21 protein-coding genes, 1 pseudogene and 1 riboswitch are annotated in these 24305 nt (G+C 70.7%); of the genes and pseudogenes, 12 read left to right on the top strand and 10 right to left on the bottom strand.

Going from position 1 to position 24305, the window contains the following annotated elements; genetic code table 11:
* Positions 1–77: 77 nt before the first annotated feature.
* Positions 78–1286, top strand: coding sequence for an MFS transporter (locus IF37_RS0103720; protein WP_030736008.1), 1209 nt, complete (start codon positions 78–80; stop codon positions 1284–1286).
* A gap of 110 nt (positions 1287–1396) precedes the next feature.
* Positions 1397–1816, top strand: coding sequence for a heme-binding protein (locus tag IF37_RS0103715; protein ID WP_030736006.1), 420 nt, complete (start codon positions 1397–1399; stop codon positions 1814–1816).
* Positions 1817–1877: 61 nt separating this feature from the next.
* Here the strand turns inward: IF37_RS0103715 and IF37_RS0103710 are convergent, their stop codons facing one another.
* Entirely contained in the window at positions 1878–2744 is an 867-nt protein-coding gene (locus tag IF37_RS0103710; RefSeq protein WP_030736003.1) for a GNAT family N-acetyltransferase, read from the bottom strand.
* 162 nt (positions 2745–2906) lie between these two features.
* Between IF37_RS0103710 and IF37_RS0103705 the strand changes: the two genes are divergently transcribed.
* Positions 2907–3539, top strand: a complete 633-nt coding sequence (locus IF37_RS0103705; protein WP_030735999.1) for an HAD family phosphatase — start codon at positions 2907–2909, stop codon at positions 3537–3539.
* A gap of 24 nt (positions 3540–3563) precedes the next feature.
* Here the strand turns inward: IF37_RS0103705 and IF37_RS0103700 are convergent, their stop codons facing one another.
* The 4 genes from IF37_RS0103700 to IF37_RS0103685 form a co-directional block, all read right to left on the bottom strand.
* The gene (locus IF37_RS0103700) at positions 3564–4046 is read right to left on the bottom strand and encodes an NUDIX domain-containing protein (RefSeq protein WP_030735997.1); all 483 of its coding nucleotides are present in this window, start codon (positions 4044–4046) and stop codon (positions 3564–3566) included.
* A gap of 329 nt (positions 4047–4375) precedes the next feature.
* Positions 4376–5524, bottom strand: coding sequence for a cystathionine gamma-lyase (locus tag IF37_RS0103695; RefSeq protein ID WP_030735994.1), 1149 nt, complete (start codon positions 5522–5524; stop codon positions 4376–4378).
* Entirely contained in the window at positions 5521–6012 is a 492-nt protein-coding gene (locus tag IF37_RS0103690; protein ID WP_030735991.1) for a low molecular weight protein-tyrosine-phosphatase, read from the bottom strand. Before IF37_RS0103690 ends, IF37_RS0103695 begins: the two co-directional genes overlap by 4 nt.
* 7 nt (positions 6013–6019) lie before the next feature.
* Positions 6020–6397 carry a phage holin family protein gene (locus tag IF37_RS0103685; protein ID WP_030735986.1) on the bottom strand — a complete coding sequence of 126 codons (378 nt, stop codon included), beginning with the start codon at positions 6395–6397 and terminating at the stop codon, positions 6020–6022.
* A 104-nt stretch (positions 6398–6501) separates the two neighbouring features.
* Between IF37_RS0103685 and IF37_RS0103680 the strand changes: the two genes are divergently transcribed.
* The 4 genes from IF37_RS0103680 to IF37_RS0103665 all read left to right on the top strand — a co-directional run bounded on the left by IF37_RS0103680 (position 6502) and on the right by IF37_RS0103665 (position 8873).
* The gene (locus IF37_RS0103680; protein ID WP_030735983.1) at positions 6502–6819 is read left to right on the top strand and encodes a cupin domain-containing protein; all 318 of its coding nucleotides are present in this window, start codon (positions 6502–6504) and stop codon (positions 6817–6819) included.
* A gap of 133 nt (positions 6820–6952) precedes the next feature.
* Positions 6953–7165: a DUF5326 family protein gene (locus IF37_RS0103675; protein ID WP_030735980.1), complete on the top strand. Its 213-nt coding sequence runs from the start codon at positions 6953–6955 to the stop codon at positions 7163–7165.
* Positions 7166–7601: 436 nt separating this feature from the next.
* The gene (locus IF37_RS0103670; protein WP_301540305.1) at positions 7602–8336 is read left to right on the top strand and encodes an IclR family transcriptional regulator; all 735 of its coding nucleotides are present in this window, start codon (positions 7602–7604) and stop codon (positions 8334–8336) included.
* Between the two features lie 99 nt (positions 8337–8435).
* Positions 8436–8873: an SsgA family sporulation/cell division regulator gene (locus IF37_RS0103665; protein ID WP_030735976.1), complete on the top strand. Its 438-nt coding sequence runs from the start codon at positions 8436–8438 to the stop codon at positions 8871–8873.
* 90 nt (positions 8874–8963) lie between these two features.
* Here IF37_RS0103665 and IF37_RS0103660 read toward each other — a convergent pair whose 3' ends face one another.
* On the bottom strand, positions 8964–10418 hold the full coding sequence (locus IF37_RS0103660; RefSeq protein WP_030735974.1) for a YibE/F family protein: 1455 nt from the start codon (positions 10416–10418) through the stop codon (positions 8964–8966).
* Positions 10419–10489: 71 nt separating this feature from the next.
* A riboswitch (TPP riboswitch) is annotated at positions 10490–10667 on the top strand.
* On the opposite strand from IF37_RS0103660, the gene thiC reads away from it, so the two are divergent.
* Positions 10660–12444, top strand: coding sequence for a phosphomethylpyrimidine synthase ThiC (thiC, locus tag IF37_RS0103655; RefSeq protein ID WP_030735972.1), 1785 nt, complete (start codon positions 10660–10662; stop codon positions 12442–12444). It overlaps the preceding riboswitch by 8 nt.
* Positions 12445–12485: 41 nt before the next feature.
* On the opposite strand, the gene IF37_RS0103650 is transcribed toward thiC, so the two are convergent.
* The 3 genes from IF37_RS0103650 to IF37_RS0103640 form a co-directional block, all read right to left on the bottom strand.
* Positions 12486–13361 carry a hypothetical protein gene (locus tag IF37_RS0103650; RefSeq protein WP_030735969.1) on the bottom strand — a complete coding sequence of 292 codons (876 nt, stop codon included), beginning with the start codon at positions 13359–13361 and terminating at the stop codon, positions 12486–12488.
* Positions 13362–13541: 180 nt separating this feature from the next.
* Positions 13542–14633: a metallophosphoesterase gene (locus IF37_RS0103645; RefSeq protein WP_030735966.1), complete on the bottom strand. Its 1092-nt coding sequence runs from the start codon at positions 14631–14633 to the stop codon at positions 13542–13544.
* Between the two features lie 267 nt (positions 14634–14900).
* Complete coding sequence (locus IF37_RS0103640; protein WP_030735963.1) at positions 14901–16013, bottom strand: LacI family DNA-binding transcriptional regulator; 1113 nt, start codon at positions 16011–16013, stop codon at positions 14901–14903.
* A gap of 455 nt (positions 16014–16468) precedes the next feature.
* Between IF37_RS0103640 and hisC the strand changes: the two genes are divergently transcribed.
* Positions 16469–17548: a histidinol-phosphate transaminase gene (gene hisC / locus IF37_RS0103635; protein ID WP_030735959.1), complete on the top strand. Its 1080-nt coding sequence runs from the start codon at positions 16469–16471 to the stop codon at positions 17546–17548.
* A 40-nt stretch (positions 17549–17588) separates the two neighbouring features.
* Here hisC and IF37_RS41490 read toward each other — a convergent pair.
* Positions 17589–17969, bottom strand: a pseudogene (locus tag IF37_RS41490) (cyclophilin-like family protein); the annotation flags it as partial.
* Between the two features lie 200 nt (positions 17970–18169).
* Here IF37_RS41490 and IF37_RS0103630 point away from each other — a divergent pair.
* From IF37_RS0103630 to cydD, 3 genes are read left to right on the top strand one after another with little or no spacing between them, the layout of a single operon-like run.
* A complete protein-coding gene (locus tag IF37_RS0103630; RefSeq protein WP_030735956.1) occupies positions 18170–19678 on the top strand; it encodes a cytochrome ubiquinol oxidase subunit I in 1509 nt (502 codons plus the stop codon).
* A gap of 15 nt (positions 19679–19693) precedes the next feature.
* On the top strand, positions 19694–20713 hold the full coding sequence (gene cydB / locus IF37_RS0103625) for a cytochrome d ubiquinol oxidase subunit II (protein WP_030735954.1): 1020 nt from the start codon (positions 19694–19696) through the stop codon (positions 20711–20713).
* 59 nt (positions 20714–20772) lie between these two features.
* A complete protein-coding gene (gene cydD, locus IF37_RS0103620) occupies positions 20773–24303 on the top strand; it encodes a thiol reductant ABC exporter subunit CydD (RefSeq protein ID WP_030735951.1) in 3531 nt (1176 codons plus the stop codon).
* Positions 24304–24305: the final 2 nt, after the last annotated feature.

Below are 24305 nucleotides of genomic sequence, written 5' to 3'. Positions count from 1 at the left end.
TTGCTTTTATCCCGCGTCTGCAACTATTGTGAACGCACGCAAAGCGCTCCTGCAATCCTTTGGGAAGGTGTCCCTCCATGCCTCTCGCGCTTCTGGCCCTCGCGATCGGGGCCTTCGGAATCGGAACGACCGAGTTCGTGATCATGGGCTTGCTGCCCGAGGTCGCGGGCGATTTCGGGGTCTCCATCCCCACGGCGGGCCTGCTCGTGACCGGGTACGCGCTCGGCGTGGTCATCGGCGCTCCGCTGATGACCGTGCTCGGCACCAAGGTCCCGCGCAAGCGCATGCTGATGCTGCTGATGGGTCTCTTCATCGTCGGAAACCTGCTCTCCGCCGTGGCCCCGGTCTTCGCCGTCATGCTCATCGGCCGTGTGGTCGCCTCGCTCGCCCACGGTGCCTTCTTCGGCATCGGCTCGGTCGTCGCGGCCGAGCTGGTCGCACCGGACAAGAAGGCCGGCGCCATCGCCATGATGTTCACGGGGCTCACCGTGGCCAACGTCATCGGCGTACCGCTGGGCACGCTGATCGGCCAGCACGTCGGCTGGCGGGTCACCTTCGCCGTCGTCGCCGCCCTGGGCGCCGTCGGCCTCGCCGGTATCGCCAAGCTCGTCCCCGAACTGCCCCGTCCCGAAGGCGTGCACCTGCGGCACGAGCTGGCCGCCTTCAAGAACGCCCAGGTCCTGCTCGCCATGGCGATGACCGTCCTCGGTTTCGGCGGCGTCTTCGCGGCCATCACCTACATCGCGCCGATGATGACCCACATCGCCGGATTCGCCGATGGCTCGGTCACCTGGCTGCTGGTCCTGTTCGGTCTCGGCATGGTCGGTGGCAACCTCATCGGCGGCAAGTTCGCCGACCGCGCCCTGATGCCGATGCTGTACGTCTCCCTGGGCGCCCTCGCCGTCGTCCTGGGGCTCTTCACCCTCACCGCCCACAACAAGATCGCCGCCGCGGTGACCATCGCCCTGATCGGCGCCCTGGGCTTCGCGACCGTGCCGCCGCTCCAGAAGCGCGTCCTCGACCAGGCGCACGGTGCTCCGACGCTGGCCTCGGCCGTGAACATCGGAGCCTTCAACCTGGGCAACGCCCTGTCCGCCTGGCTCGGCGGTCTCGTGATCGCGGCCGGCTTCGGCTACACCGCCCCCAACTGGGTGGGCGCCGCCCTCGCCGCGGCGGCACTGGTCCTCGCCTTCGTCTCCGCCGCCCTGGAACGCCGTGACGGTGAGCTCAGCGCCGTGGCCACCTCCGGGACGCCGGCGGACCGGCGGACGGCCGTCCACCACTGAGCCGCCCGTCCCCCGGACGACTCACCACCCGTACCCCCCAGACGTCCGTACCGGGACGCTTCCCCGGTACGGCAGCCATCCACCACAGCACCATCCAAGGAGACACCTCCATGAGTACCACCGCCGTCACCCCGCTCACCACCGAGGACGCCGAACTGCTCGTCGCCACGGCTCGCCAGGCGGCCGAGGAGGCCGGAGTCACCGTCAGCGTCACCGTCCTGGACGCCGGCGGCCACCTGCTCGCCTTCCGCCGGGACGACCGGGCCGTCCTGATCTCCGGTGAGACCAGCACCCGCAAGGCGTACACGGCCCTCCAGCTGAACGCGCCCACTGCCGACCTCGTCGAGGCCGTCCAGCCCGGCGGTCTCTTCCACACCCTGCCCACGGCCCTCGACCGGCCCCTGCTGTTCATCGCGGGCGGTGTTCCGGTCCACCGGGGCGGCCGGCTGATCGGTGCGGTCGGTGTCGGCGGCGGCGCGCCGGAGCAGGACCACGGCTTCGCCACCGCGGCCGTACAGGCACTCGCCTGAGCCGGTCACCGGGCCTGGGCCCCGCCGCTCCCGGCGGCGGGGCCGGTCGCGTCCCGCGGGGTCAGCCCGCGGCGACCGTCAGCGGTGCGAACCGCCGGGTCCAGTCCCCCGGCAGATCCGCGATGCCGTAGGTCATCACCGAGTTGAAGGCCACGGAGGCCAGCCCCCGTTCCTTAGCCCAGGTCAGCAGCTCTTCGTGACGCACGTCGATGTCGGTGCGCAGGGGACGCTCGGTATGCGCCGCGAGCGAAACGATGAGTGCCTTGGCGGTTTCGGTGTCCCGGGCGATCAGCGGGCCGACGACATGGGTGTCCATGTTCGGCCAAGCCGCCGTGTAACCGATGAGCCGACCGTCCTCCTCGGCGACCCGCAGCTGGTCGGCGAAGGCAGGCAACCGGGTGATGAGAGGTGTGCGGTCGGTGCCGAACACTTCCTCGTCGAGCCGCACGATCGCCGGGATGTCCTCCGCGGTGGCGGCGCGGGTGGCGGGACCGGACTCCGGGCCGCCGGGAGTGAAGCGGCCCCTCAGCATCTCGGCCCGGCCCGTCACCTTGAAGCCCAGCTCCTCGTAGAGCGGACGACCGTGCGGTGTGGCGTGCAGGGTCAGCGGAGTGGTCCCCATGGACGACACGACATGCCGCATCAGGCGGCGGCCCACGCCCTGACGGCCATGACGTCCGGCCACGAGGACCATGCCGACGGCGGCGAGATCCGGCCGTCCCCACGCCCCGTACTCCGTGACCACGCACGCGGCGACGAGGCCACCCTCGGGGTCGTCGATGCCGAACCCCTTCCCGGCTGTGAGGAGGAAGCCCCACTTGTGTTCCTCGCGTGGCCACCCCCGGTCTTCGGACAGGTCGGCACAGGCGGCGAGATCGCGAAGTGTCAGGCGGCGGATGGGCAGAGCGGCGAGGGAAGGAGTCGGCACGCAGGTCAGGCTGTCCGAACGATGCCCCTGTCGTCCACCCGTTTCGACACGGACGCACGTGCTTTTGGTCATCTCCTGACTCTGTGCACCACTCTTGGCCACCGATGTTTCACGTGGAACATCGGGAGTCGGCCCACCGGCCGAATCGCTAACCTCAGGGCCATGACAAGACTTCACCTCTTCGATCTCGACGGCACACTGCTGCACGGCACCACCGCTCCCGTGGAGATTTCCCGCCAGCTGGGCCTGGAGACCGAGACGGTGGCGCTGGACCGGGCGATCGCGGAGGGGCGGATCGGGCCGCCGGAGTACGCGGCACAGGTGTACGAGCTGTGGGCCGGCCTCACCGAGGCTCATGCCCGGGCCGCGTTCGAGGCGGCTCCGTGGCTGGCCCGGATCCGCGAGGTCTGGGCGGAGATCAGGAGCGCGGGTGAATACTGCGCGGTGGTGTCCCTGTCACCCTCCTTCTTCGTGGAGCGCCTTCTCGACTGGGGTGCCCACGCGGCGCACGGCTCCCGTTTCCCGGCCGTGCCGTTCACCGAGCCCATCGACCCGACCGGAGCACTCAACGCCGCGGCCAAGGTGACCATCGCGGAACGGTTGTGCGTGGAGTTCGGCGTGGCGCGAGCGGACTGCGTGGCGTACGGCGACTCGTCTTCGGACCAGGAGCTGTTCGCCGTCGTGCCGGTGTCCGTGGCGGTCAACGCCGATGCCCGTCTGACGCGTCTGGCGACTCACTCCTACACGGGACGGGATCTGTGGGAGGCATATGAGCTGGTCGGGCCGGCGCGGTAGCCCCGTCGGTACGGGCGATCGCGCTCAGCCCAGGTCAGGGGCGTGCATGGCGCGTACTCCCTCGATGTTCCCGTCCAGGTAGTGGCGCAGGGAGAGCGGAACGAGGTGGACGCAGGCGATGCCGACACGGGTGAACGGGACGCGGACGATCTCGTACTCACCGGTGGGCTCTTCCACTTCCGGACCGTGGCGCAGGGCCGGGTCCATGGATTCCAGTCGGCAGACGAAGAAGTGCTGCACCTTCACGCCGGTGGCACCACCGTCCTCGCCGATGTGCTCCACGGTGTCCACGAAGCACGGCACCACGTCAGTGATCTTGGCGCCCAGTTCCTCGTACACCTCCCGGTGCAGGGCGTCCACGACGGTCGAGTCGCCGGGCTCGACCCCGCCACCGGGGGTGACCCAGTAGGGATCGACGCCGGGCTTGGTGCGCTTGATCAGGATCAGGTCGTCACCGTCCAGGAGAACGGCACGGGCGGTGCGCTTGACCACGGGTCGGACGGTCATGGGAGAAATGTGGCCCGGTTGGTTCCACGTGAAACATCGCAAAGCGCCACGACCCGACCGCAGTGCGTGCACCCCGACTCGGAGGGGCGGCCAGGTTCAGCCTCCGCGACGAGGGCCCGTCGGCCGGCCCGCTCTCGGCCGCCGGCCAAAAAATATTGTCGACAGGTTTCTGTCGTTACAGTGATTGGACACTGACGCAGAGTCAACTAACCTTGTGCGTACGGCCTTTCGCATGCGAAAGCCGCAGGCGGTCCGAGCCACGAGGGGGGAGGCTCGGACCGTTCTGGCGACGGCGACGGCGATGGCGACGAGGACGAGCGTGCGAACGCCTAGTCGGCGGACTCGTCCAGCGCGCGCAGGATGTCGGCTACGAGATCTTCCGGGTCCTCCGCGCCGACGGAGAGGCGGATGAATCCCTCCGGGACGTCGTCCCCGCCCCAGCGGCGGCGGCGTTCGGCCGTGGACCGCACCCCGCCGAAGCTCGTCGCGTCCTCCACCAGGCGCAGCGCCTCGAGGAAACGCTCGGCACGCGCGCGCGTGGGCAGCGTGAAGGACACCACGCAGCCGAAGCGGCGCATCTGCCGCTCCGCGACCTTGTGCGAGGGGTCGTCGGGCAGCCCCGGATAGCGCAGATCGGCGACCTCGGGCCGCTGCCGCAGCGCCTCCGCGACCGTGCGAGCCGTCGCGTTCTGCCGGTCGACGCGCAGCTGGAGCGTGGCGATGGACCGGTGCGCGAGCCAGGACTCCATGGGTCCGGAGATCGCACCGACGATCTTGCGCCAGCGGCGCACGGCGGCCATCGCCCCGGTGTCCCGGCCGGCGACGTAGCCGAGCAGGACATCGCCATGCCCGGTCAGCTGCTTGGTGCCGCTGGCCACGGAGAAGTCGGCACCCAGTTCCAGCGGACGCTGCCCGAGCGGGGTGGCGAGGGTGTTGTCGACGGCGACCAGCGCGCCACACGCGTGTGCCGCCTCCGCGAGACGCCGGATGTCGCAGACGTCGAGCCCCGGGTTCGACGGGGACTCGATCCACAGCAGCCGCGCCCCGTCGAGCAGCTCCAGCTGTGCGTCGCCGCCGGTCGGTGCGGTGCGCACCTCGATGCCGTAGGCCTCCAGCTGGGCCCCGACCAGCGGCAGCACCTGATAGCCGTCGGACGGCAGCACGACCGCGTCCCCGGCCCGCAGCTGCGAGAACAGCACGGAGGAGATCGCCGCCATGCCGGAGGCGAAGACCAGTGTCTCGACGTCCTCCCGTCCGGGCGCCTCCAGCTCGCCGATGGCCCGCTCCAGCAGCGTCCAGGTCGGATTGTCGTCACGCCCGTACAGGTACGGCCCCGTCACCTCGCCGGGCAGGTGGAAGTGGGCCGCGAACACCGGTCCGGGCAGGGTCGGCTCGTGCTTGACGGGCTCGGGCAGCCCGGCCCGTACCGCGCGCGTGCCGTCACCGGTACGGTCCTCGTCCTTCGTGCCATCGCTCATGCTGCCCGTTCCTCCAGTTCGTTCCGTACGGCGGTGAGCAGACCGGCGCTCGCCCCCTCCACCATCTCAAGGCACTCCTCGAAGCCGTCCCGGCCCCCGTAGTACGGGTCGGGGACGTCGAGGTCGTCACCGGCGGCGGGGTCGTAGGAGCGGAGCAGACGGACCTTGCGCGCGTCCTCCTCGGTGGGTGCGAGCCGCCGCAGGGCCCGCAGATGACCGGCGTCGAGGGCGATCACGAGGTCGAGGCGGGCGAACCACGACGGCAGGAACCGGCGGGCGATGTGCGCGCTGTCGTAGCCGTGCTCCTCCAGCACCGAGACGGTGCGCGGGTCGGCCGGCTCGCCCTCGTGCCAGCCGTCGGTACCGGCGCTGTCGGCCGTCACCAGGTCCGCCAGACCGGCCTCGGCCAGGCGCGCGCGGAAGACGGATTCGGCCATCGGGGAGCGGCAGATGTTGCCGGTGCACACGAAGCAGACGCGGTAGGTCATGGCGCGCTCAGTCCTCGTCGGGCAGGACGACGTGCAGCGCCCAGGAGACGACCGAGATGATCAGACCGCCGAGGACGGCCGTCCAGAAGCCCTCCACGTGGAAGCTCAGGTCGAGCTTGCCGCACACCCAGGAGGTCAGCAGCAGCATCAGCGCGTTCACGACCAGGGTGATCAAGCCCAGGGTCAGGATGAAGAGCGGGAAGGTGAGCACCTTAACGATCGGCTTGACCAGCCAGTTCACCAAGCCGAAGATCAACGCGACGACGATCAGCGTGCCGGCCTTCGCGGCCGTGCTGTGACCGGTCAGGGTGATCTTGTCGAGGAGCCACACCGCGACGGCCAGCGCGCCCGCGTTGACGATCGTCTTGACTAGGAAATTCATCATGTGTCTGATCGTGGCAGACCGGACGGGCCCCGGCCGGACGAGTGGCGGGCGGTGCGACGGCGGGCAGGGGAACTGCGAGCAGTGAGGCGAGGGCGGCAGCGGCGATGAAGGCATTCCGGCTGGACGAACTGGAGGCGGAACGCGCCGCCAACGAGGGTGCCTACCTACAGTTCCTGCGCGAGCGGAACATGTCGGTCGGCTTGTACGCCCTCGACGCGGGCGGGCACGACCCGCAGCAGCCGCACCACCAGGACGAGGTGTACCTCGTGGTCAGCGGCCGGGCCTCGCTCACGGTCGGACCGGAGACGACCGAGGTCGCGCGGGGAAGCGTCGTGTACGTGCCGGCCGGGGTCCCCCACAAGTTCCACCACATCAGCGAGGACCTCCGGGTGCTCGTCGTGTTCTCTCCGCCCGAGGCGTGAGCCCGCTTCCCAGGGTTCCCTAGGGGACGGGTCAGGGGAGGACAAGGGATGCGCGACCCCCGCGGAGCCCCTCCGCGGCCCTAGCATCGAGTGCGGAACATCGACAACGCACGAGACGCAAAGGACGAGGGCGATGCGAGAGATCTTCGCGGGGCTACCGTGGTGGGTGAAGTGGGTCGCGGTGCCGGTCATCGCCCTGGTCGTGTTCGGCGGCCTGATAGCGACGGTGGTCGGGTTCGTGATCGGTCTGCTGTTCAAGGCGCTGATATTCGTCGCCCTGGTCGGCGGTCTGATCTACGTCGTGCGCAAGTTCACGGGGAGCTCCTCGTCACGCGGCGACTGGTGAGCCACCGGGGCGCCGGTCGAAGGTGACGGGAGCGCCGGTTCCCTCGGGGGAGGGAAGTTTCCCTCCGGAGCGGTCACGCCGCGGTGGCGGACGGTTAGAGTCCGGAACCTCCCACGGGTTCCGGCTCCGTGGGTGGCGCAGACTCCCCGTGCTCCACCCCCGCACGGGCTCCCCCCTCGCGCTTCGGGAGTAACCCTTGGCCACGGTTGACACCGCACCGGCAGAACCCCACGCACCCGCCGTCGCACCGCGCTCCTGCGCACCCCCCCTCCAGCGATCGGCACCCCTCACCGCCCCCGCACACGTCCGCGTACACACGGCGGACCGCTCCGGCCCCCCGCCCGCCCCGGAGGCCGGCGGACCACCGCCCCGCACCACCCGGCCGGAACCGCGGACGGCCGGCCCCGCATCCCCTGTCCCGCCCGCCGCGACGCTCATCGGGTCCGTCCAGCGCGCCATGCGCCTGCTGGAGTCCGTCGCCGGACACGCCTACGGCACGCCCGCCAAGCAACTCGCCCGTGAGACCGGTCTCGCACTGCCCACGACGTACCACCTGCTGCGCACCCTGGTGCACGAGGGTTATCTGCGCCGGGAGAAGGGGCTGTTCTTCCTCGGTGACGCCGCCGAGCGGCTGAGCCGCGACGGAGCCCGGCAGAAACGTCGCACCACGGTGGCGGAGACGCTCGCGCACTGGCGCGATTCCATCGGAGTGCCGGTGTACTACGCGATGTACCGGGACGGTGAGATCCAGGTGCTCTGCGTCTCCGACTCCCGTCAGGCCCCGGCGGTCCAGGAGTGGGCGGATTTCCGCGAGACCGGCCACGCGCACGCGATCGGCCAGTGTCTGCTCTCCCAGCTGGACGAGGACGCGCGGCGGGACCACCTCGCCCGCTATCCCGTCCGGCCCCTCACCCCGTACACGGTCCGCGACGACGACGCGCTGCTGCGCCGGCTGGCCCGCACCCGGCGGATGGAGCCGGTGGTGGAGCGGCAGGAGTACGCGGTCGGCACGGTGTGCGCCGCGCTTCCGATCACGGTGGGCACCACCGCGGCCACTGTGGCCCTCTCCCTCCCCGCCCACCAGGCCGATCGGCTGCTGCCGGCGGCCTGTCGGCTCCAGACGGAGATCGGGCGGCATCTGGGATCACTCACCCTCGCTATCAGTATCTGAAAACTTACTCCTTGTGATCTCTTGTGTACTTTCAGCAAGATTTGACCACGGTCAGAGGGATCAATCCCGGCCAGTCGATGTCATATGACGGGATAGGCAATGCGCGAGTCCGTACAGGCAGAAGTCATGATGAGCTTTCTCGTGTCGGAGGAGCTCTCCTTCCGCATCCCGGTGGAGTTGCGCTACGAGACCAGTGATCCCTATGCCGTGCGGCTCACCTTCCATCTGCCCGGTGACGCCCCGGTGACCTGGGCCTTCGGGCGGGAGCTGCTGATCGACGGGGTCGGCCGTCCCTGCGGCGAGGGGGACGTGCGGATCTACCCCGCCGACTCCGAGGTGCTGGGCGAGGTGCTGATCCGGCTTCAGGTGGGAGGCGACCACGCCCTGTTCCGCTCGTCGGCGCCCCCGCTCGTGGCCTTCCTCGACCGCACGGACAAACTCGTGCCGCTCGGACAGGAAGGCGCGCTGGCCGATTTCGACGCGCACCTCGACGAGGCGCTGGACCGCATCCTGGCCGAGGAACAGAGCGCCGGCTGAGGCATCGCGACACGGAGCACGGCACGCTCCGCTGTTCCGCGCGGAGTTGTGCAGGAACGCTTCTGCATGGGGGCGGCGGGGTCGCCCCGCTCACCGCTTGCGCCGTCGGCCCCGACCGCCACGGGCCGGACCGGCCGGGGTTCCGGCGGAGGGCTCGGCAGCCGGTCGGACCCGGTCGGCCGACACCACCAGCGCGGCCAGCGCCGTGGTGACCGGGACCGAGGCGACGAGACCGATCGAGCCCACCAGCGTGCGCACGATCTCCTCGGCCACCAGCTCGCTGTTGGCCACCGTCCCGACGCTGCTCTGCGCGATGGAGAACAGCAGCAGCAACGGGAGCGCTGCACCGGCGTAGGCGAGCACCAGGGTGTTGACCACGGACGCGATGTGGTCGCGGCCGATCCGGATGCCCGCCCGGTACAGCCCGCGCCAGCCCATCGACGGGTTGGCCTCGTGCAGCTCCCAGACTGCCGAGGTCTGTGTCACCGTCACGTCGTCCAGGACACCGAGCGAACCGATGATGACTCCGGCCAGCAGCAGGCCGCTCATGTCGATCGACGGATACAGCCCGTGGATCAGGCCGGTGTTGTCGTCGGTGTTGCCGGTCAGCGCGGCCCAGCCGATGAACAGCGAGCCGAGCGCCCCGATCAGCACCAGCGAGATCAGTGTGCCGAGCACCGCCACCGAGGTACGGGCCGACAGTCCATGGCACATGTACAGGGCGATCAGCATGATGGCGCTCGACCCGACCACGGCCACCACCAGCGGGTTCGACCCCTGGAGGATGGCCGGCAGGATGAACAGCGTCAGCACCAGGAAGCTGACGGCCAGCGCTACCAGCGCCATGAGACCCCGCAGCCGGCCCACCACCACGACGGCCACCGCGAAGATCCCCGCGAGCAGCGTCATGGGGAACGTCCGGTTCACGTCGGTCACCGCGTACTGGAGGTCCTTCGGCGCCGAGGGCTCGTAGGCGACCACGACCTTCTCGCCCTGGTGGAGCTGCCGCGACTGGTCCGGCTGCACGATCTCGGTGAAGGTACGACCTTCGTCCTTGCCGGTGTCGACCCGGATGGTCGCCTTCTTGCAGTCCCCGTCGGCCTGTTGCTGAGCCGAGCTGCCCTCTGCGGTGGAGGTGTCGCCGGTCGGGGGGACACCGGAGGCGCTCGCCGACTTGCAGCTGATGCCGACGACCCGGGTGACCGTCGCCTGCTGGGTCTGCCGGTCGAAACCGACGCCCGTGCGCTTGTGGGACGGGGCGTCCCCGGGCCAGAGCACCACGAGGCCGACCAGAACCGCGGCGGTGAAGGGGATCAGGATCGCCGCGATCACCTTGCGCAGATGCTGGGAGACGGGGGCGGCGGGGCCGTGGCTGTGGCTGTGACCGTGCGTGTGACCGGAACCGGAGCCGTGTTGGTGGTCGTGCCCAGGGCGGGTCTCACGGCCGCTCCCGGGCGCGGAGTGGCCGTGCCCGGTGTCCTCTTCCGAGCCGTCTCGCGGGCGCGGTTCGGGCGGCTGGTAGGGGTACTGCTCCATCCTGGTCACCGCCCGATCATCCCAAGAACGTCGGGGGCCCACTGTTCACCGCGCCACACATGGCGCTAGCGTGGAGGCACCTTTGCACACGCGGGAGCTCGGAGCACCGGGCTGAGAGGGCGCTGACCTCCGTAGACGCGATGTTTCACGTGGAACGAGCGATGTTCCGCGGGAAAGGTCGTCAGACGGAAACCGCTGCGTCGACCGCCGAACCTGTTACCGGGTAATGCCGGCGTAGGGAGTAGGTCTCATGACCAACAAGGACACACGCACGCCTGCCTCCGCCCAGGACGACACGTCCCCGGAGGCCGGGAAGTCCATCGGCTGGCACAAGGCGTACGTCGAGGGCTCACGCCCCGACCTGCGGGTGCCGGTCCGTCAGGTGCACCTCACCAACGGGCAGTCGGTCACGCTGTACGACACGTCGGGCCCGTACACCGATCCACTCGCCGACACGGATGTCCGCAGGGGGTTGCCGCCCCTGCGGGAGAACTGGGTCATCGCCCGCGGCGACACCGAGGAGTACGCGGGCCGTCCGGTCCGTCCCGAGGACGACGGAATCAAGCACACCTCTCCGCGCGGCGGACTGCGCAACCTGGACGCGGTCTTCCCCGGCCGCCCGCGTCAGCCGCGGCGGGGTCGCGGGGGCCAGGCGGTGACGCAGCTCGCGTACGCCCGTCGGGGCGAGATCACACCGGAGATGGAGTTCGTGGCTCTCCGGGAGAACGTCTCGCCCGAGGTGGTCCGCGAGGAGATCGCGGCCGGCCGGGCGGTGTTGCCGGCCAACGTCAACCACCCGGAGATCGAGCCGATGATCATCGGCAAGCGGTTCCTGGTGAAGGTGAACGCCAACATCGGCAACTCCGCGGTGACGTCCTCCATCGAGGAGGAGGTCGAGAAGATGACCTGGGCGACCCGCTGGGGCGCCGACACGGTCATGGACCTGTCCACCGGCCGCAACATCCACACCACCCGCGAGTGGGTGCTGCGCAACTCCCCCGTCCCCATCGGCACGGTGCCGCTCTACCAGGCACTGGAGAAGGTCGACGGCCGGGCCGAGGAACTCACCTGGGAGATCTACAAGGACACCGTCATCGAGCAGGCCGAGCAGGGTGTGGACTACATGACCGTCCACGCGGGCGTCCGGCTGCCGTACGTCCCGCTCACCGCGAACCGCAAGACCGGCATCGTCTCGCGCGGCGGCTCGATCATGGCCGCGTGGTGCCTGGCGCACCACAAGGAATCGTTCCTCTACGAGAACTTCGAGGAACTGTGCGAGATCCTCGCCGCCTACGACGTCACCTACTCGCTGGGCGACGGCCTGCGGCCGGGCTCGATCGCGGACGCCAACGACGAGGCTCAGTTCGCGGAGTTGCGGACACTCGGGGAACTCAACCGGATCGCCAGGCGTTTTGACGTACAGACGATGATCGAGGGCCCCGGGCACGTCCCGATGCACAAGATCAAGGAGAACATCGACCTTCAGCAGGAGATCTGCGATGAAGCTCCGTTCTATACGCTCGGCCCGCTGACCACGGACGTCGCGCCGGCGTACGACCACATCACCTCCGGCATCGGTGCCGCGATGATCGCCTGGTGGGGCACCGCGATGCTCTGCTACGTCACGCCCAAGGAGCACCTGGGCCTGCCCAACCGGGACGACGTCAAGACCGGCGTCATCACCTACAAGATCGCAGCCCACGCGGCCGACCTCGCCAAGGGCCACCCAGGCGCCCAGGAGTGGGACGACGCGCTGTCGGACGCCCGCTTCGAGTTCCGGTGGGAGGACCAGTTCAACCTGGCCCTGGACCCGGACACGGCACGGGAGTTCCACGACGAGACCCTGCCGGCCGAGCCCGCCAAGACGGCCCACTTCTGCTCCATGTGCGGCCCGAAGTTCTGCAGTATGAAGATCTCGCAGGACATCCGGCGGGAGCACGGGAGCGGCCGGGCCGAGATCGAGGAGGGCATGGCCCAGAAGTCGAAGGAGTTCGCGGCCGCCGGCAACCGGGTGTATCTGCCGATCGCCGACTGAACCGCGCGGTGAGCCCGCCGCTGGCCGGTCCGGCGGCGGGACTACTCCGGTGGATGCTCCGGGCCGCCGAAGTCCGGGCCGCTGAAGCCCGGGCTGGAGTAGTCGGGACCGGTGTAGCTCGGACGGTCGGTCGTGGCGCCGTCGTCGGGGCTGCTGAAACCGGGCCGGTCGTAGCCCAGGCGCGGTATGCGGCCGGTCGGCGCGGGTGGGGCCGTGGGGCGCGTGGCCCGGCCGGGTTCGGCCAGTGCCGTCCGGAGGAAGGGCAGGATGCCGCGCTCCCGCAGGGCGTCCCGCCAGTCCTCCCTGGCCCTGGCCAGTTCCTCGTCCGCCGTGGCCCGGGCCCGGGCGTCCGCCGGGGTGCCGTTGCGCAGGGCGGTGAGCAGCAGCGCGACGGCGGCGACGACGATCGCCGCCGCGGTGATGGCGCCGAACACCCAGCCGGTGGTGAGCAGGGTCCGGGCCAGGGTGTGTCCCGGGTTCAGCACCTTCAGGACGTAGCCGACGAGCAGGAAGATCACCGCCGCGGTCCCGGACAGGACGGGTGCCAGGACGGCGATCACCGCGAGGGCGCCCGCGCCGGGGTCGTCGGCCTCCTCGCGGCGGCCGCTGCCGGAGTCCGGGGCGCTCGGATCCGGGAGCGCGGTGGTGGTCTCGCCGGCGGCGGGCGGGGCGGACAGTGCCGGGTGGCGCAGTGCGTCGCGGACCCCGACGTAGTGCTCGTACTCGGCCGCCGCTGCCGCCGTGATCAGTGCGGAGGCGTCGAGTGCCATGGCGCGCAGTTGTGCGGTGGTGAGCCGTTCTCCGACGGCGGCCAGATCCGGTCGGTGTGGTGCGGAGCGCAGCACCTCATCGAGGAGCCGCTCGAAGTCCTGCCGGTCCTCGCTCTGCAAGTGCTGCGGAACGCTGTTCATGTGCATCCCCCGATGCTCCGTAGGGCTTGGTGCTCGCACGCCGGCGAGCCGTCGGGCAGAAACGGAGGGGAGCCTGCTACGGACAAGCAGATGGTAGAGCCGGCACGGCGCGTGGTGACAGTAATTGCCGGAAATTGCCGTCCGGCCTGCGCTTACGCGGCCGGGTGAGGTCGGCCGGGGGAACGGTCAGACATCCAGCGGAAGTTCGCGTACCAGCAGCTTTCCGGCCATGGTCACTCCGCCGTCCATGGCGATGGCGAGCCCGCCGGCGTAGACGTGCGGTCCCTCGACGACCGGGCCGGTGCCCTCCTCGTCGTCCTCGGAGCCGACTTGGCCGAGGAGGTAGGGGATCGGGCTGTGCCCGTGAACGATCCGGGTGCCGCCGTACGTATCGAGGAGGGAACGCACGGCATCGGCGCCGCCCTCGTCGCGGAAGGAGAAACGCTTGGTGAACTTGCGGAACAGGTCCCAGACCTCGTCGGCGTCGTTACGGGTCAGGGCCTCGCGGACGGTGTCGTTGACCGCCTCGATGGAGTCGCCGTAGTCGAGGTAGGCGGTGGTGTCCGAGTGGACGAGCAGATAGCCGTCGACCATCTCGACGGCGTCCAGGCGGGCCATCCACTGGAGGTGGTGGTCCTGGAGGCGGTCCATGTCGGTCTTCTGCCCGCCGTTGAGCAGCCAGGCCGCCTGGAAGGTGGCGGTGCCCGCGCCGGAGTTGACGGGGGTGTCGCCGAACCGCTTGGCGCCGAGCAGCAGCAGCTCGTGGTTGCCCATGAGGGCCTTGCAGTAGCCGCCCGCCGCGGCCGCCTCGGCGGAGAGCCGCATCACCAGGTCGATGACGCCGATGCCGTCCGGACCGCGGTCGGTGAAGTCGCCGAGGAACCACAGCCGGGCGGTGCCGGCGCACCACTGGCCCGAGGCGTCGATCAGGCCCTGCTCCTGGAGGGCGAGCACCAGCTCGTCCAGGTAGCCGTGGACGTCGCCGACGACGTAGAGCGGTCCCGGGCCGGTCGCGGCCTGCGGGGCCGGGGCGGCGGGGGCCGGTTCCACGGGGACTTGGAGGGTGTCGCCGCGGTTGATGACCGGCAGGTCGCGCTGGGTGGGCGTGTATCCCTCGGGGTAGCCCTCGGGATACGCCTCGTCGGTCGCCGGTACGGCGTTGCCGGGGTGGGTGCTGTGGACGTACGGACCGGTCTCGTGGACGTACGCGGGTACCCGGAAGTCGCGCAGCGTCGCCGTCCGCTCCGCCTCGGGTCCCTGACCGGCCCCCTGAGTCATCAGACCCCTCCACCATCGCGCCGCATCTGCACCGCTTCGGACTGCCTGGTCGCAGCGGTCCGCGGTGTCGTGCGCCCATCATAGGAACGCGCGTCGCGCCGTGTGATGACCCAGGGGTGGTGAATCGGAACAAGACGCCGGTTCGCCGCGGCTTTCGCCCTGTTTGGGCAGATGTTCGGTCGGTTGTCGGCCGGCCGGTGCCTCGGCCGGTAGTCCATGTGCCGCACCGGCCGGGCCCCGCGCCGGCCGGTGCGGGGCCCGGCCCCCTCACCGCTCGTCCGGGGTCCGCGGCGGGCTGACCGTCGTGCGCGGCGGCCGGCGCTGCGAGGAGGTGCGGACCATGAGTTCGGTCGGTATCACCTGCTCGACCGGTTGGTCGGCATCGACGCCCTCGATGGCGTCGATGAGGAGCTGGACGACGGCCGTGCCGATGCGGCGCGGCTTCAGCGAGAGCGTGGTGATCGGCGGCTCGGTGCTGGCGTACTTGGTGGACTCGCTACAGCACACCAGCAGCAGGTCGTCGGGGACGCGCAGGCCGTAGCGGCGGGCGGCGGCGAGCAGGTCGGTGCCGTTGGGGTCGAACAGTCCGTAGACCGCGTCCGGCCGGTCGGGGCGGGCGAGCAGACGGTCGGCGGCGACGGCACCGGCGCACGGGTCGTGTGCCGGGTATGCCTCGTAGACCGGGTCCTGGCCGACCCGTTCGCACCACCGCAGGTAGGCGCTGGTCGACAGATGGGTGTAGGTGTCCGTCGACGTGCCCGTGAGCAGACCGATGCGGCGGGCGCCGGCGGCGGCGAGGTGGTCGAGGATGCCGAGGACGGCGGCCTCGTGGTCGTTGTCGACCCAGGCGGTGACGGGGAGGGAGCCGGCCGGGCGGCCGTCGGAGACGACCGGCAGCCCCTGCCGGACCAGTTCGCTGACGACCGGGTCCTGGTCGGAGGGGTCGATCACGACCGTGCCGTCCAGGGCGACGTTGGACCAGACGTCGTGGCGGGAGGTCGCGGGCAGGATGACCAGGGCGTAGCCGCGGGCGAGCGCGGCCGAGGTGGCGGCCCGTGCCATCTCGGCGAAGTAGGCGAACTCGGTGAAGGTGAAAGGTTCATCCCCGTACGTCGTCACGGTCAGGCCGATCAGTCCCGACTTGCCGGTACGGAGGGTGCGGGCGGCTGCCGAGGGGCGGTACCCGAGGCGGTCGGCGACCTCGCGGACATGGCGCCGGGTGGCATCCGGGAGCCGGCCCTTGCCGTTGAGGGCGTCGGACACGGTCGTGATGGAGACCCCGGCGGCGGCGGCGACGTCCCTGATGCCCGCCCGACCCGGCCGGCTGCCTCGACGTGAGGTTTCCGCGCGGCTCACCTGGTGCTTCCCTGCTGCTGTCATGGCGAGCCGATAGTAGGGCTCATGCGGTGGGGTAGTGCGGACGCATATGCACGCCTCGACAGGCACGTTTCTGCATGGTCAAGAGAGGCCAACTTACCTGGAATGAAAGGTAGTTGCCCGGTTCCATAGTAAGACGTGGCGTGTCGACGCGTGTGAGCCTGCCAAGTGCCCGATGTCTCGAAGAGGTCTCAACTCACCTGCACGGGCGACGCGCGCCAGGGCGCAAGCCACCGGCGCGTAGATATATGTACGACGCGCCCCCCGAAACATGCGCCTTCGTACAGGGATGCCCCTGATGCCCCCGGGAGCCGTGAGATCCACCTCTTCCCCGGGGCCGGTAGCCGTGTGTCCGAGGCTCCCGGGCCTGTACTCAGCGGCGCCGAATCCTCATAAGGTGAGAAGTATTGGAAGCCGGCGGTGTCGACGGTCCGCCGGTGGTCGCGAGGAGGACTGCGGTGAGCGAGACGAGCCCCAAGCTGCGCGCCGAGCTGGAAGGCATTCCCACCTACAAGCCGGGCAAGCCGGCCGCTGCCGGCGGGCCGGTCGCCTACAAGCTCTCCTCCAACGAGAACCCCTACCCGCCGCTGCCGAGCGTGCTGGAGAGGGTGACCACGGCGGCCTGCGACCTCAACCGCTACCCGGACATGGCCTGCGCCGAGCTGATGGACGAGCTCTCCGAGCGCTTCGGTGTGCCGCACTCGCATCTGGCCACGGGGACCGGTTCGGTGGGCATCGCCCAGCAGCTGGTGCAGGCCACCAGCGGCCCTGGTGACGAGGTGCTCTACGCCTGGCGCTCGTTCGAGGCGTACCCGATCGTCACGCAGATCAGCGGTGCCCGGTCGGTGCAGGTCCCGCTGACGCCGGGCGATGTGCACGATCTGGACGCGATGGCGGACGCGATCACCGACCGCACGCGGCTGATCTTCGTGTGCAACCCCAACAACCCGACCGGCACGGTGGTGCGGCGGGCCGAGCTGGAACGATTCCTCGACCGGGTGCCCGGCGATGTGCTGGTGGTGCTCGACGAGGCCTACCGGGAGTTCAACCGCGACACCGAGGTGCCCGACGGGGTCGAGCTGTACCGGGAGCGGCCCAACGTCTGTGTGCTGCGGACCTTCTCCAAGGCGTACGGGCTGGCCGGGCTGCGCGTCGGTTTCGCGATCGCCCATGAGCCGGTGGCGGCGGCGCTGCGCAAGACGGCGGTGCCGTTCGGCGTGAGCCAGCTCGCGCAGACGGCGGCGGTCGCCTCGCTGCGGGCCGAGGACGAGCTGCTGGGCCGGGTCGGCTCGCTGGTGTGCGAGCGCACGCGCGTGGTCGACGGGCTGCGGGGCCATGGCTGGACGGTGCCGGAGACCCAGGCGAACTTCGTCTGGCTGCGGCTGGGGGAGCGGACGGTCGCGTTCGCGCAGGCGTGCGAGGAGCACGGTGTGGTCGTCCGGCCGTTCCCGGGCGAGGGTGTGCGGGTGACGATCGGGGAGACCGAGGCGAACGACATCTTCCTGAAGGTGGCGGAAGCGTTCCACAAGGAGCGGTAGCCCGGTCGGAGGGCGCTGCGGCTCGGCTGGAGCGCCCGTCCTCGATCAGTCCGACCCGGATGGGGTCGCCGTCCCGTACGGTCGCCAGGAGACCGGCGTCCCCGTCGAGACCGCCGAGGACGTCGCACGGGCTCGCGAGGCGGCGTTCCGCCCCTCGCGAGATCGGCGTGGGCCCGTAGGGCAGGGCGAGCGCGTCGCCGTCCGTCCGGAAGGCCACTGTGCCCGGTTCCACGACCTGCCGGGCGTCCGTTTCACGGGAAACGGAGACGCCTGTGTCGGAATACCCCTCCTCACCCCGGGTGCGCGCCGTCGAGGCGAGGGGCAGCGCCTCGGCGAGGGCCCGCACCGTCGGTGCGTGCGCGTCGAGGGTCGCGGTGATGTTGCCCGCGGGCCAAGAGATGCGTATCTGCGGGGCGCGCAATTCAACGAGATGTTGAAGTCGCCGTCGAGGGCCTGACGTGCCGGCGAAGGGGAGACCCCCGTGCCACGGCTGAAAATCAGTGCGTCATAATGGCTTGTGAATGTGAACGCGTTCACAAGCGCGTCTGGTTTGCTCCTGTATGTGAGTGGCAAGAGGGGCAAACCGCCGCTGCACCACGCCGTAGTAAGGAGAGTGACGACGTGGACCTGGCTTTGGCGCCGGAGACACTGGCGCGCTGGCAGTTCGGCATCACCACCGTCTACCACTTCCTGTTCGTTCCGCTGACGATCTCCCTGGCCGCGCTCACGGCCGGGCTCCAGACGGCTTGGGTGCGCACGGAGAAGGAGAAGTACCTCAGGGCGACGAAGTTCTGGGGCAAGCTCTTCCTGATCAACATCGCGATGGGCGTGGTCACCGGCATCGTGCAGGAGTTCCAGTTCGGTATGAACTGGTCGGACTACTCGCGCTTCGTCGGTGACATCTTCGGCGCCCCGCTCGCCTTCGAGGCGCTGATCGCCTTCTTCTTCGAGTCCACGTTCATCGGCCTGTGGATCTTCGGCTGGGACAGGCTGCCCCAGAAGATCCACCTGGCCTGCATCTGGATGGTCTCGATCGGCACGATCCTGTCGGCGTACTTCATCCTGGCGGCCAACTCCTGGATGCAGCACCCGGTCGGCTACAAGATCGACAAGGCTCGGGGGCGTGCCGAGCTGACCGACTTCTGGGCCGTGCTGACCCAGAACACCGCCCTGAGCCAGGCCTTCCACACCCTCTCGGCGGCCTTCCTGACCGGTGGCGCCTTCATGGTGGGCATATCCGCCTACCACCTGGCCCGCAAGAAGCACATCCGCGAGATGAAGACCACGCTGCGGCTCGGTCTGATCACCGTGGTCATCGCCGGCCTGCTCACCGCGATCAGCGGCGACACCCTCGGCAAGGTGATGTTCAAGCAGCAGCCGATGAAGATGGCCGCCGCCGAGGCGCTGTGGGACGGCCAGAAGCCGGCACCCTTCTCGATCTTCGCCTACGGCGACGTGGACAAGGGCCACAACAGCGTGGCCATCGAGATACCGGGCCTGTTGTCCTTCCTCGCCGACGACGACTTCACCTCGTACGTCCCCGGCATCAACGACGTCAACAAGGCCGAGCAGCAGAAGTTCGGTCCCGGCGACTACCGGCCCAACATCCCCGTCGCCTTCTGGGGCTTCCGCTGGATGATCGGCTTCGGCATGGCCTCCTTCGCCATCGGGCTGGCCGGTCTCTGGCTGACCCGCAAGAAGTTCCTGCTGCCGCAGCACCTGCGGGTAGGCGACGACGAGGTGCCGCACCTGGTGCTGTTCAGGAACAAGGCGCTCAGCCCGAAGCTCACCCCCTGGTACTGGCGCGTCGCGACCTGGACCATGGCCTTCCCGCTGATCGCCAACTCCTGGGGCTGGATCTTCACCGAGATGGGCCGCCAGCCGTGGGTCGTCTACGGCGTCCTCCAGACCCGGGACGCGGTCTCCCCCGGTGTCTCCCAGGGCGAGGTCATCACCTCGATGACCGTCTTCACCGCGCTGTACGCGATCCTCGCCGTGGTCGAGGTCAAGCTGCTCGCGAAGTACGTCAAGGCCGGCCCGCCCGAACTGACCGAGGCCGACCTCAACCCGCCCACGAAGATCGGCGGCGACACCCGTGACGCCGACAAGCCGATGGCCTTCTCGTACTAGGCCGGGGGAACAGTCATGCAACTTCACGACGTCTGGTTCGTCCTGATCGCCGTCCTGTGGACCGGCTACTTCTTCCTGGAGGGCTTCGACTTCGGAGTCGGCATCCTCACCAGGCTGCTCGCCCGCGACCGGCCCGAACGCCGGGTGCTGATCAACACCATCGGTCCGGTCTGGGACGGCAACGAGGTGTGGCTGCTCACCGCGGGCGGCGCGACCTTCGCCGCCTTCCCGGAGTGGTACGCCACCCTCTTCTCCGGCTTCTACCTGCCCCTGCTGCTCATCCTGGTCTGCCTGATCGTCCGGGGCGTGGCCTTCGAGTACCGGGCCAAGAGGCCGGAGGAGAACTGGCAGCGCAACTGGGAGACGGCGATCTTCTGGACCTCGCTGATCCCAGCGTTCCTGTGGGGCGTGGCCTTCGCGAACATCGTGCGGGGCGTGAAGATCGACCAGCACTTCGAGTACGTCGGCAGTGTCTGGGACCTGCTCAACCCCTACGCCCTGCTCGGCGGGCTGGTGACGCTCACGCTGTTCACCTTCCACGGAGCGGTCTTCACCGCGCTCAAGACCGTGGGGGGGATCAGGGCACGGGCACGGAAGCTGGCCCGATGGGTCGGCCTGGTCACGGCCGTCGTGGCGCTCGCGTTCCTGCTGTGGACGCAGGCCGACAGCGGTGACGGCAAGAGCCTGGTTGCCGTGGTCGTGGCCGTCGTCGCCCTGATCACCGCCCTGGTGGCCAACCAGGCAGGGCGCGAGGGATGGGCGTTCGCGCTCTCCGGCGTCACCATCGTGGCCGCCGTGGCGATGCTCTTCCTGTCGCTCTTCCCCAACGTCATGCCGTCCACCCTGAACGGGGACTGGAGCCTGACGGTCGGCAACGCCTCGTCGAGCCCCTACACCCTCAAGATCATGACGTGGCTGGCGGCGATCGCCACTCCGCTCGTCGTGCTGTACCAGGGCTGGACCTACTGGGTGTTCCGCAAGCGGATCGGCACGCAGCACATCGCTCCCGACGCTGCTGCGGGCGCCGCGCACTGAGTCCGCCGAGGGTGTGTTTCACGTGAAACGCACCCTCTGGACCGAAGGGCATGTTTCACGTGAAACCAATCGATCCACGGCTTCTGCGGTACGCCCGCGCCACCCGTCTCTTCCTCGCGGCCGTCGTCGGTCTGGGGGCCGTGGGTGCCGGGCTGGTCATCGCTCAGGCGATGCTCGTCGCCGAGATCGTCGTCGGCGCGTTCCAGCGCGGGCAGTCGGTCACCGACCTGCGGACTCCGCTGGTGCTGCTGGCCGCCGTGGCCGTGGGGCGATCGCTGGTCGCGTGGCTCACCGAACTCGCCGCCCACCGCGCGAGCGCGGCGGTGAAGTCGGAGCTGCGCGGACGGCTTCTGGACCGGGCGGCGGCACTCGGTCCGGGATGGCTCAGCGGTCAGCACACCGGCTCGCTCGTCACCCTCGGCACGCGCGGGGTCGACGCCCTGGACGACTACTTCTCGCGCTACCTCCCGCAGCTGGGACTCGCCGTGGTCGTGCCGGTGGCGGTGCTGGCGCGGATCGTCACCGAGGACTGGGTGTCGGCGGCGATCATCGTCGGCACCCTGCCGCTGATCCCGGTCTTCATGGTGCTGATCGGCTGGGCGACGCAGTCCCGGATGGACCGTCAGTGGCGGTTGCTGTCCCGGCTGTCCGGCCACTTCCTGGACGTGGTCGCGGGACTGCCGACGCTCAAGGTGTTCGGCCGGGCCAAGGCGCAGGCCGAGTCCATCCGCCGGATCACCGGTGAGTACCGGCAGGCCACCCTGCGCACGCTGCGGATCGCCTTCCTCTCCTCCTTCGCGCTGGAGCTGCTGGCCACGCTGTCCGTCGCGCTGGTCGCCGTGACGATCGGGATGCGGCTCGTGCACGGCGAGATGGACCTGTACGTCGGGCTGATGATCCTGGTGCTGGCGCCGGAGGCCTATCTGTCCCTGCGGCAGGTGGGGGCGCAATACCACGCGGCGGCGGAGGGGCTCGCCTCGGCGGAGGAGATCTTCACCGTGCTGGAGACGCCGGTGCCGGGGTCGGGCACCGCTGCGGTGCCCGCGGGCTCCGTGGCCTTCGAGGGCGTGACCGTCCGGTATCCGGGGCGTTCGTCGGACGCGGTGACCGGGGTGTCGTTCAGCGTCGGCCCCGGGGAGACCGTCGCGCTGGTCGGACCGAGCGGGGCGGGCAAGTCGACGCTGCTGAGCGCCCTGCTGGGGTTCGTACGGCCAGCCGAGGGGCGGGTGCTGATCGGGGGCGCCGATCTCGCCGGGCTCGACCTGGAGGAGTGGCGGTCCCGGATCGCGTGGGTGCCGCAGCGACCGCACCTGTATGCCGGGACCGTCGCGGAGAACGTGCGGCTGGCCCGGCCCGGGGCCGACGACGGCGCGGTGCGGCGGGCGCTGCGGGACGCGGGCGCCTGGGACTTCGTGGCGGCGCTGCCGGAGGGCGTCGACACCCTGCTCGGGGAGGACGGGGCGGGGCTCTCGGCGGGGCAGCGGCAGCGGCTCGCGCTGGCCCGGGCGTTCCTCGCGGACCGGCCGGTGCTGTTGCTGGACGAGCCGACGGCCGCGTTGGACGGGGCGACGGAAGCGGATGTCGTGGCGGCGGTGCGCAGGCTCGCGGCCGGGCGCACGGTCCTGCTCGTCGTCCACCGGCCCGCGTTGCTGACGGTGGCCGACAGGGTGGTGCGGCTGACCGGCACCGAGCCGACAGGGGAGCCGGAGCCCGGCGGTGCCCCCGGTGGAGTTCCCGATACCCGGTCCGCGCGGCCGGGAAGCGACCCGGCGGGGACCGGGTCCGGCGGGCCGGAAGCCGAACCGGCCGGCGTTCCGGCGGGACGGGCGCCCCGGGGCGGGCGCGGTGTCCTGGCCCGGGTCCGCGGGCTCGGCCGGGGATCGCGCGGCCGGCTCGTGGGTGCCCTGGCACTGGGCGGTCTGGCGCTGGGCAGCGCCGTGGGGCTGATGGCCACCTCCGGCTGGCTCATCTCGCGGGCCTCGCAGCAGCCGCCGGTGCTGTATCTGATGGTCGCCGTGACCGCGACCCGCGCCTTCGGGATAGGGCGGGCCGTCTTCCGCTACGCCGAACGGCTGCTGTCGCACGATGCCGTCCTGCGGATGCTGGCCGACACCCGGGTCGCGGTCTACCGGCGTCTGGAGCGCCTGGCCCCCGCCGGACTGCGCGGCGCCCGGCGCGGCGATCTGCTCACCCGGCTGGTCGCGGACGTGGACGCCTTCCAGGACTACTGGCTGCGCTGGCTGCTGCCCGCCGGAGCCGCCCTCACCGTCTCCGCCGTGTCCGTCGGCTTCACGGCCTGGCTGCTGCCCGAGGCCGGTGCCGCCCTGGCGGCGGGCCTGCTGACGGCGGGTGCCGGCGTCCCCCTGCTGACCGCGACCGCGGCCCGGCGGACCGAGCGGCGGCTGGCGCCCGCCCGGGGAGTACTGGCGACCCGCGTGACGGACCTGCTCACCGGCACCGCCGAGCTGACCGTCGCCGGCGCGCTGCCGGCCCGCGCGGCCGCGGCCCGGCGGGCCGACGGCACCCTCACCCGGATCGCCGCGCGCGCCGCCGCCGTCACCGGGCTCGGGGACGGGCTCACCGCGCTGATCTCCGGGCTGACCGTCGCGGCCACCGCGGTGTTGGGCGTCCGGGCGGTGGCGGACGGCCGGCTGGACGGCGTGGCGATGGCGGTGGTGGTACTCACCCCGCTGGCCGCCTTCGAGGCCGTCCTGGGGCTGCCGCTCGCCGTGCGGTACCGGCAGCGGGTGCGGCGCAGCGCGGAGCGTGTGTACGAGATCCTGGACGCCGCCGAGCCCGTACACGAGCCCGAGTCGCCCCGGCAGGCGCCGGTCTCGCCGTTCCCGGTGGTCGTCAAGGGTGTGGTCGCGCGGTACGCCGGGCAGCGGCAGGAGGCGCTCGCCGGGCTGGACCTGACACTGGAGCGGGGGCGCCGGATCGCGGTGGTGGGGCCGTCCGGGGCCGGCAAGACGACCCTCGCGCAGGTGCTGCTGAGGTTCCTGGACCCGGCGGCGGGCTCGTACACCCTGGCCGGGGTGGACGCGTGCGCCCTAGCGGGGGACGACGTACGGCGGCTCGTCGGACTGTGCGCGCAGGACGCGCACCTCTTCGACAGCTCGGTGCGGGAGAACCTGCTGCTGGCCCGGAAGGACGCGACCGAGGCCGACCTGCGCGCGGCGCTGGCCCGGGCCCGGCTGCTGGACTGGGTGGACTCGCTGCCGGACGGCCTGGACACGCTCGTCGGCGAGCACGGGGCACGGCTGTCCGGCGGACAGCGGCAGCGGCTGGCGCTGGCCCGCGCGCTGCTGGCCGGGTTCCCCGTGCTGGTCCTGGACGAGCCCGCCGAGCACCTGGACCTGGCGACGGCGGACGCCCTGACCGCCGATCTGCTGGCCGCGACGGAGGGCCGTACCACGCTGCTGATCACCCACCGGCTGGCCGGGCTGGACGCGGTGGACGAGGTGATCGTGCTCGACGCGGGCCGGGTGGTGCAGCGAGGGCCGTACGAGCGGCTGCGGGCCGAGGACGGTCCCCTGCGGGAGATGGCGGCGCGGGAGGCCGAGGCGGAGGCACCGGCCGGAGTGCGGTGAGC

The organism is Streptomyces sp. NRRL S-31 (genome assembly GCF_000718775.1).
In the GTDB taxonomy this organism is placed as follows: Bacteria; Actinomycetota; Actinomycetes; order Streptomycetales; family Streptomycetaceae; genus Streptomyces.
This window is presented reverse-complemented; position numbering and strand designations above follow the sequence as displayed.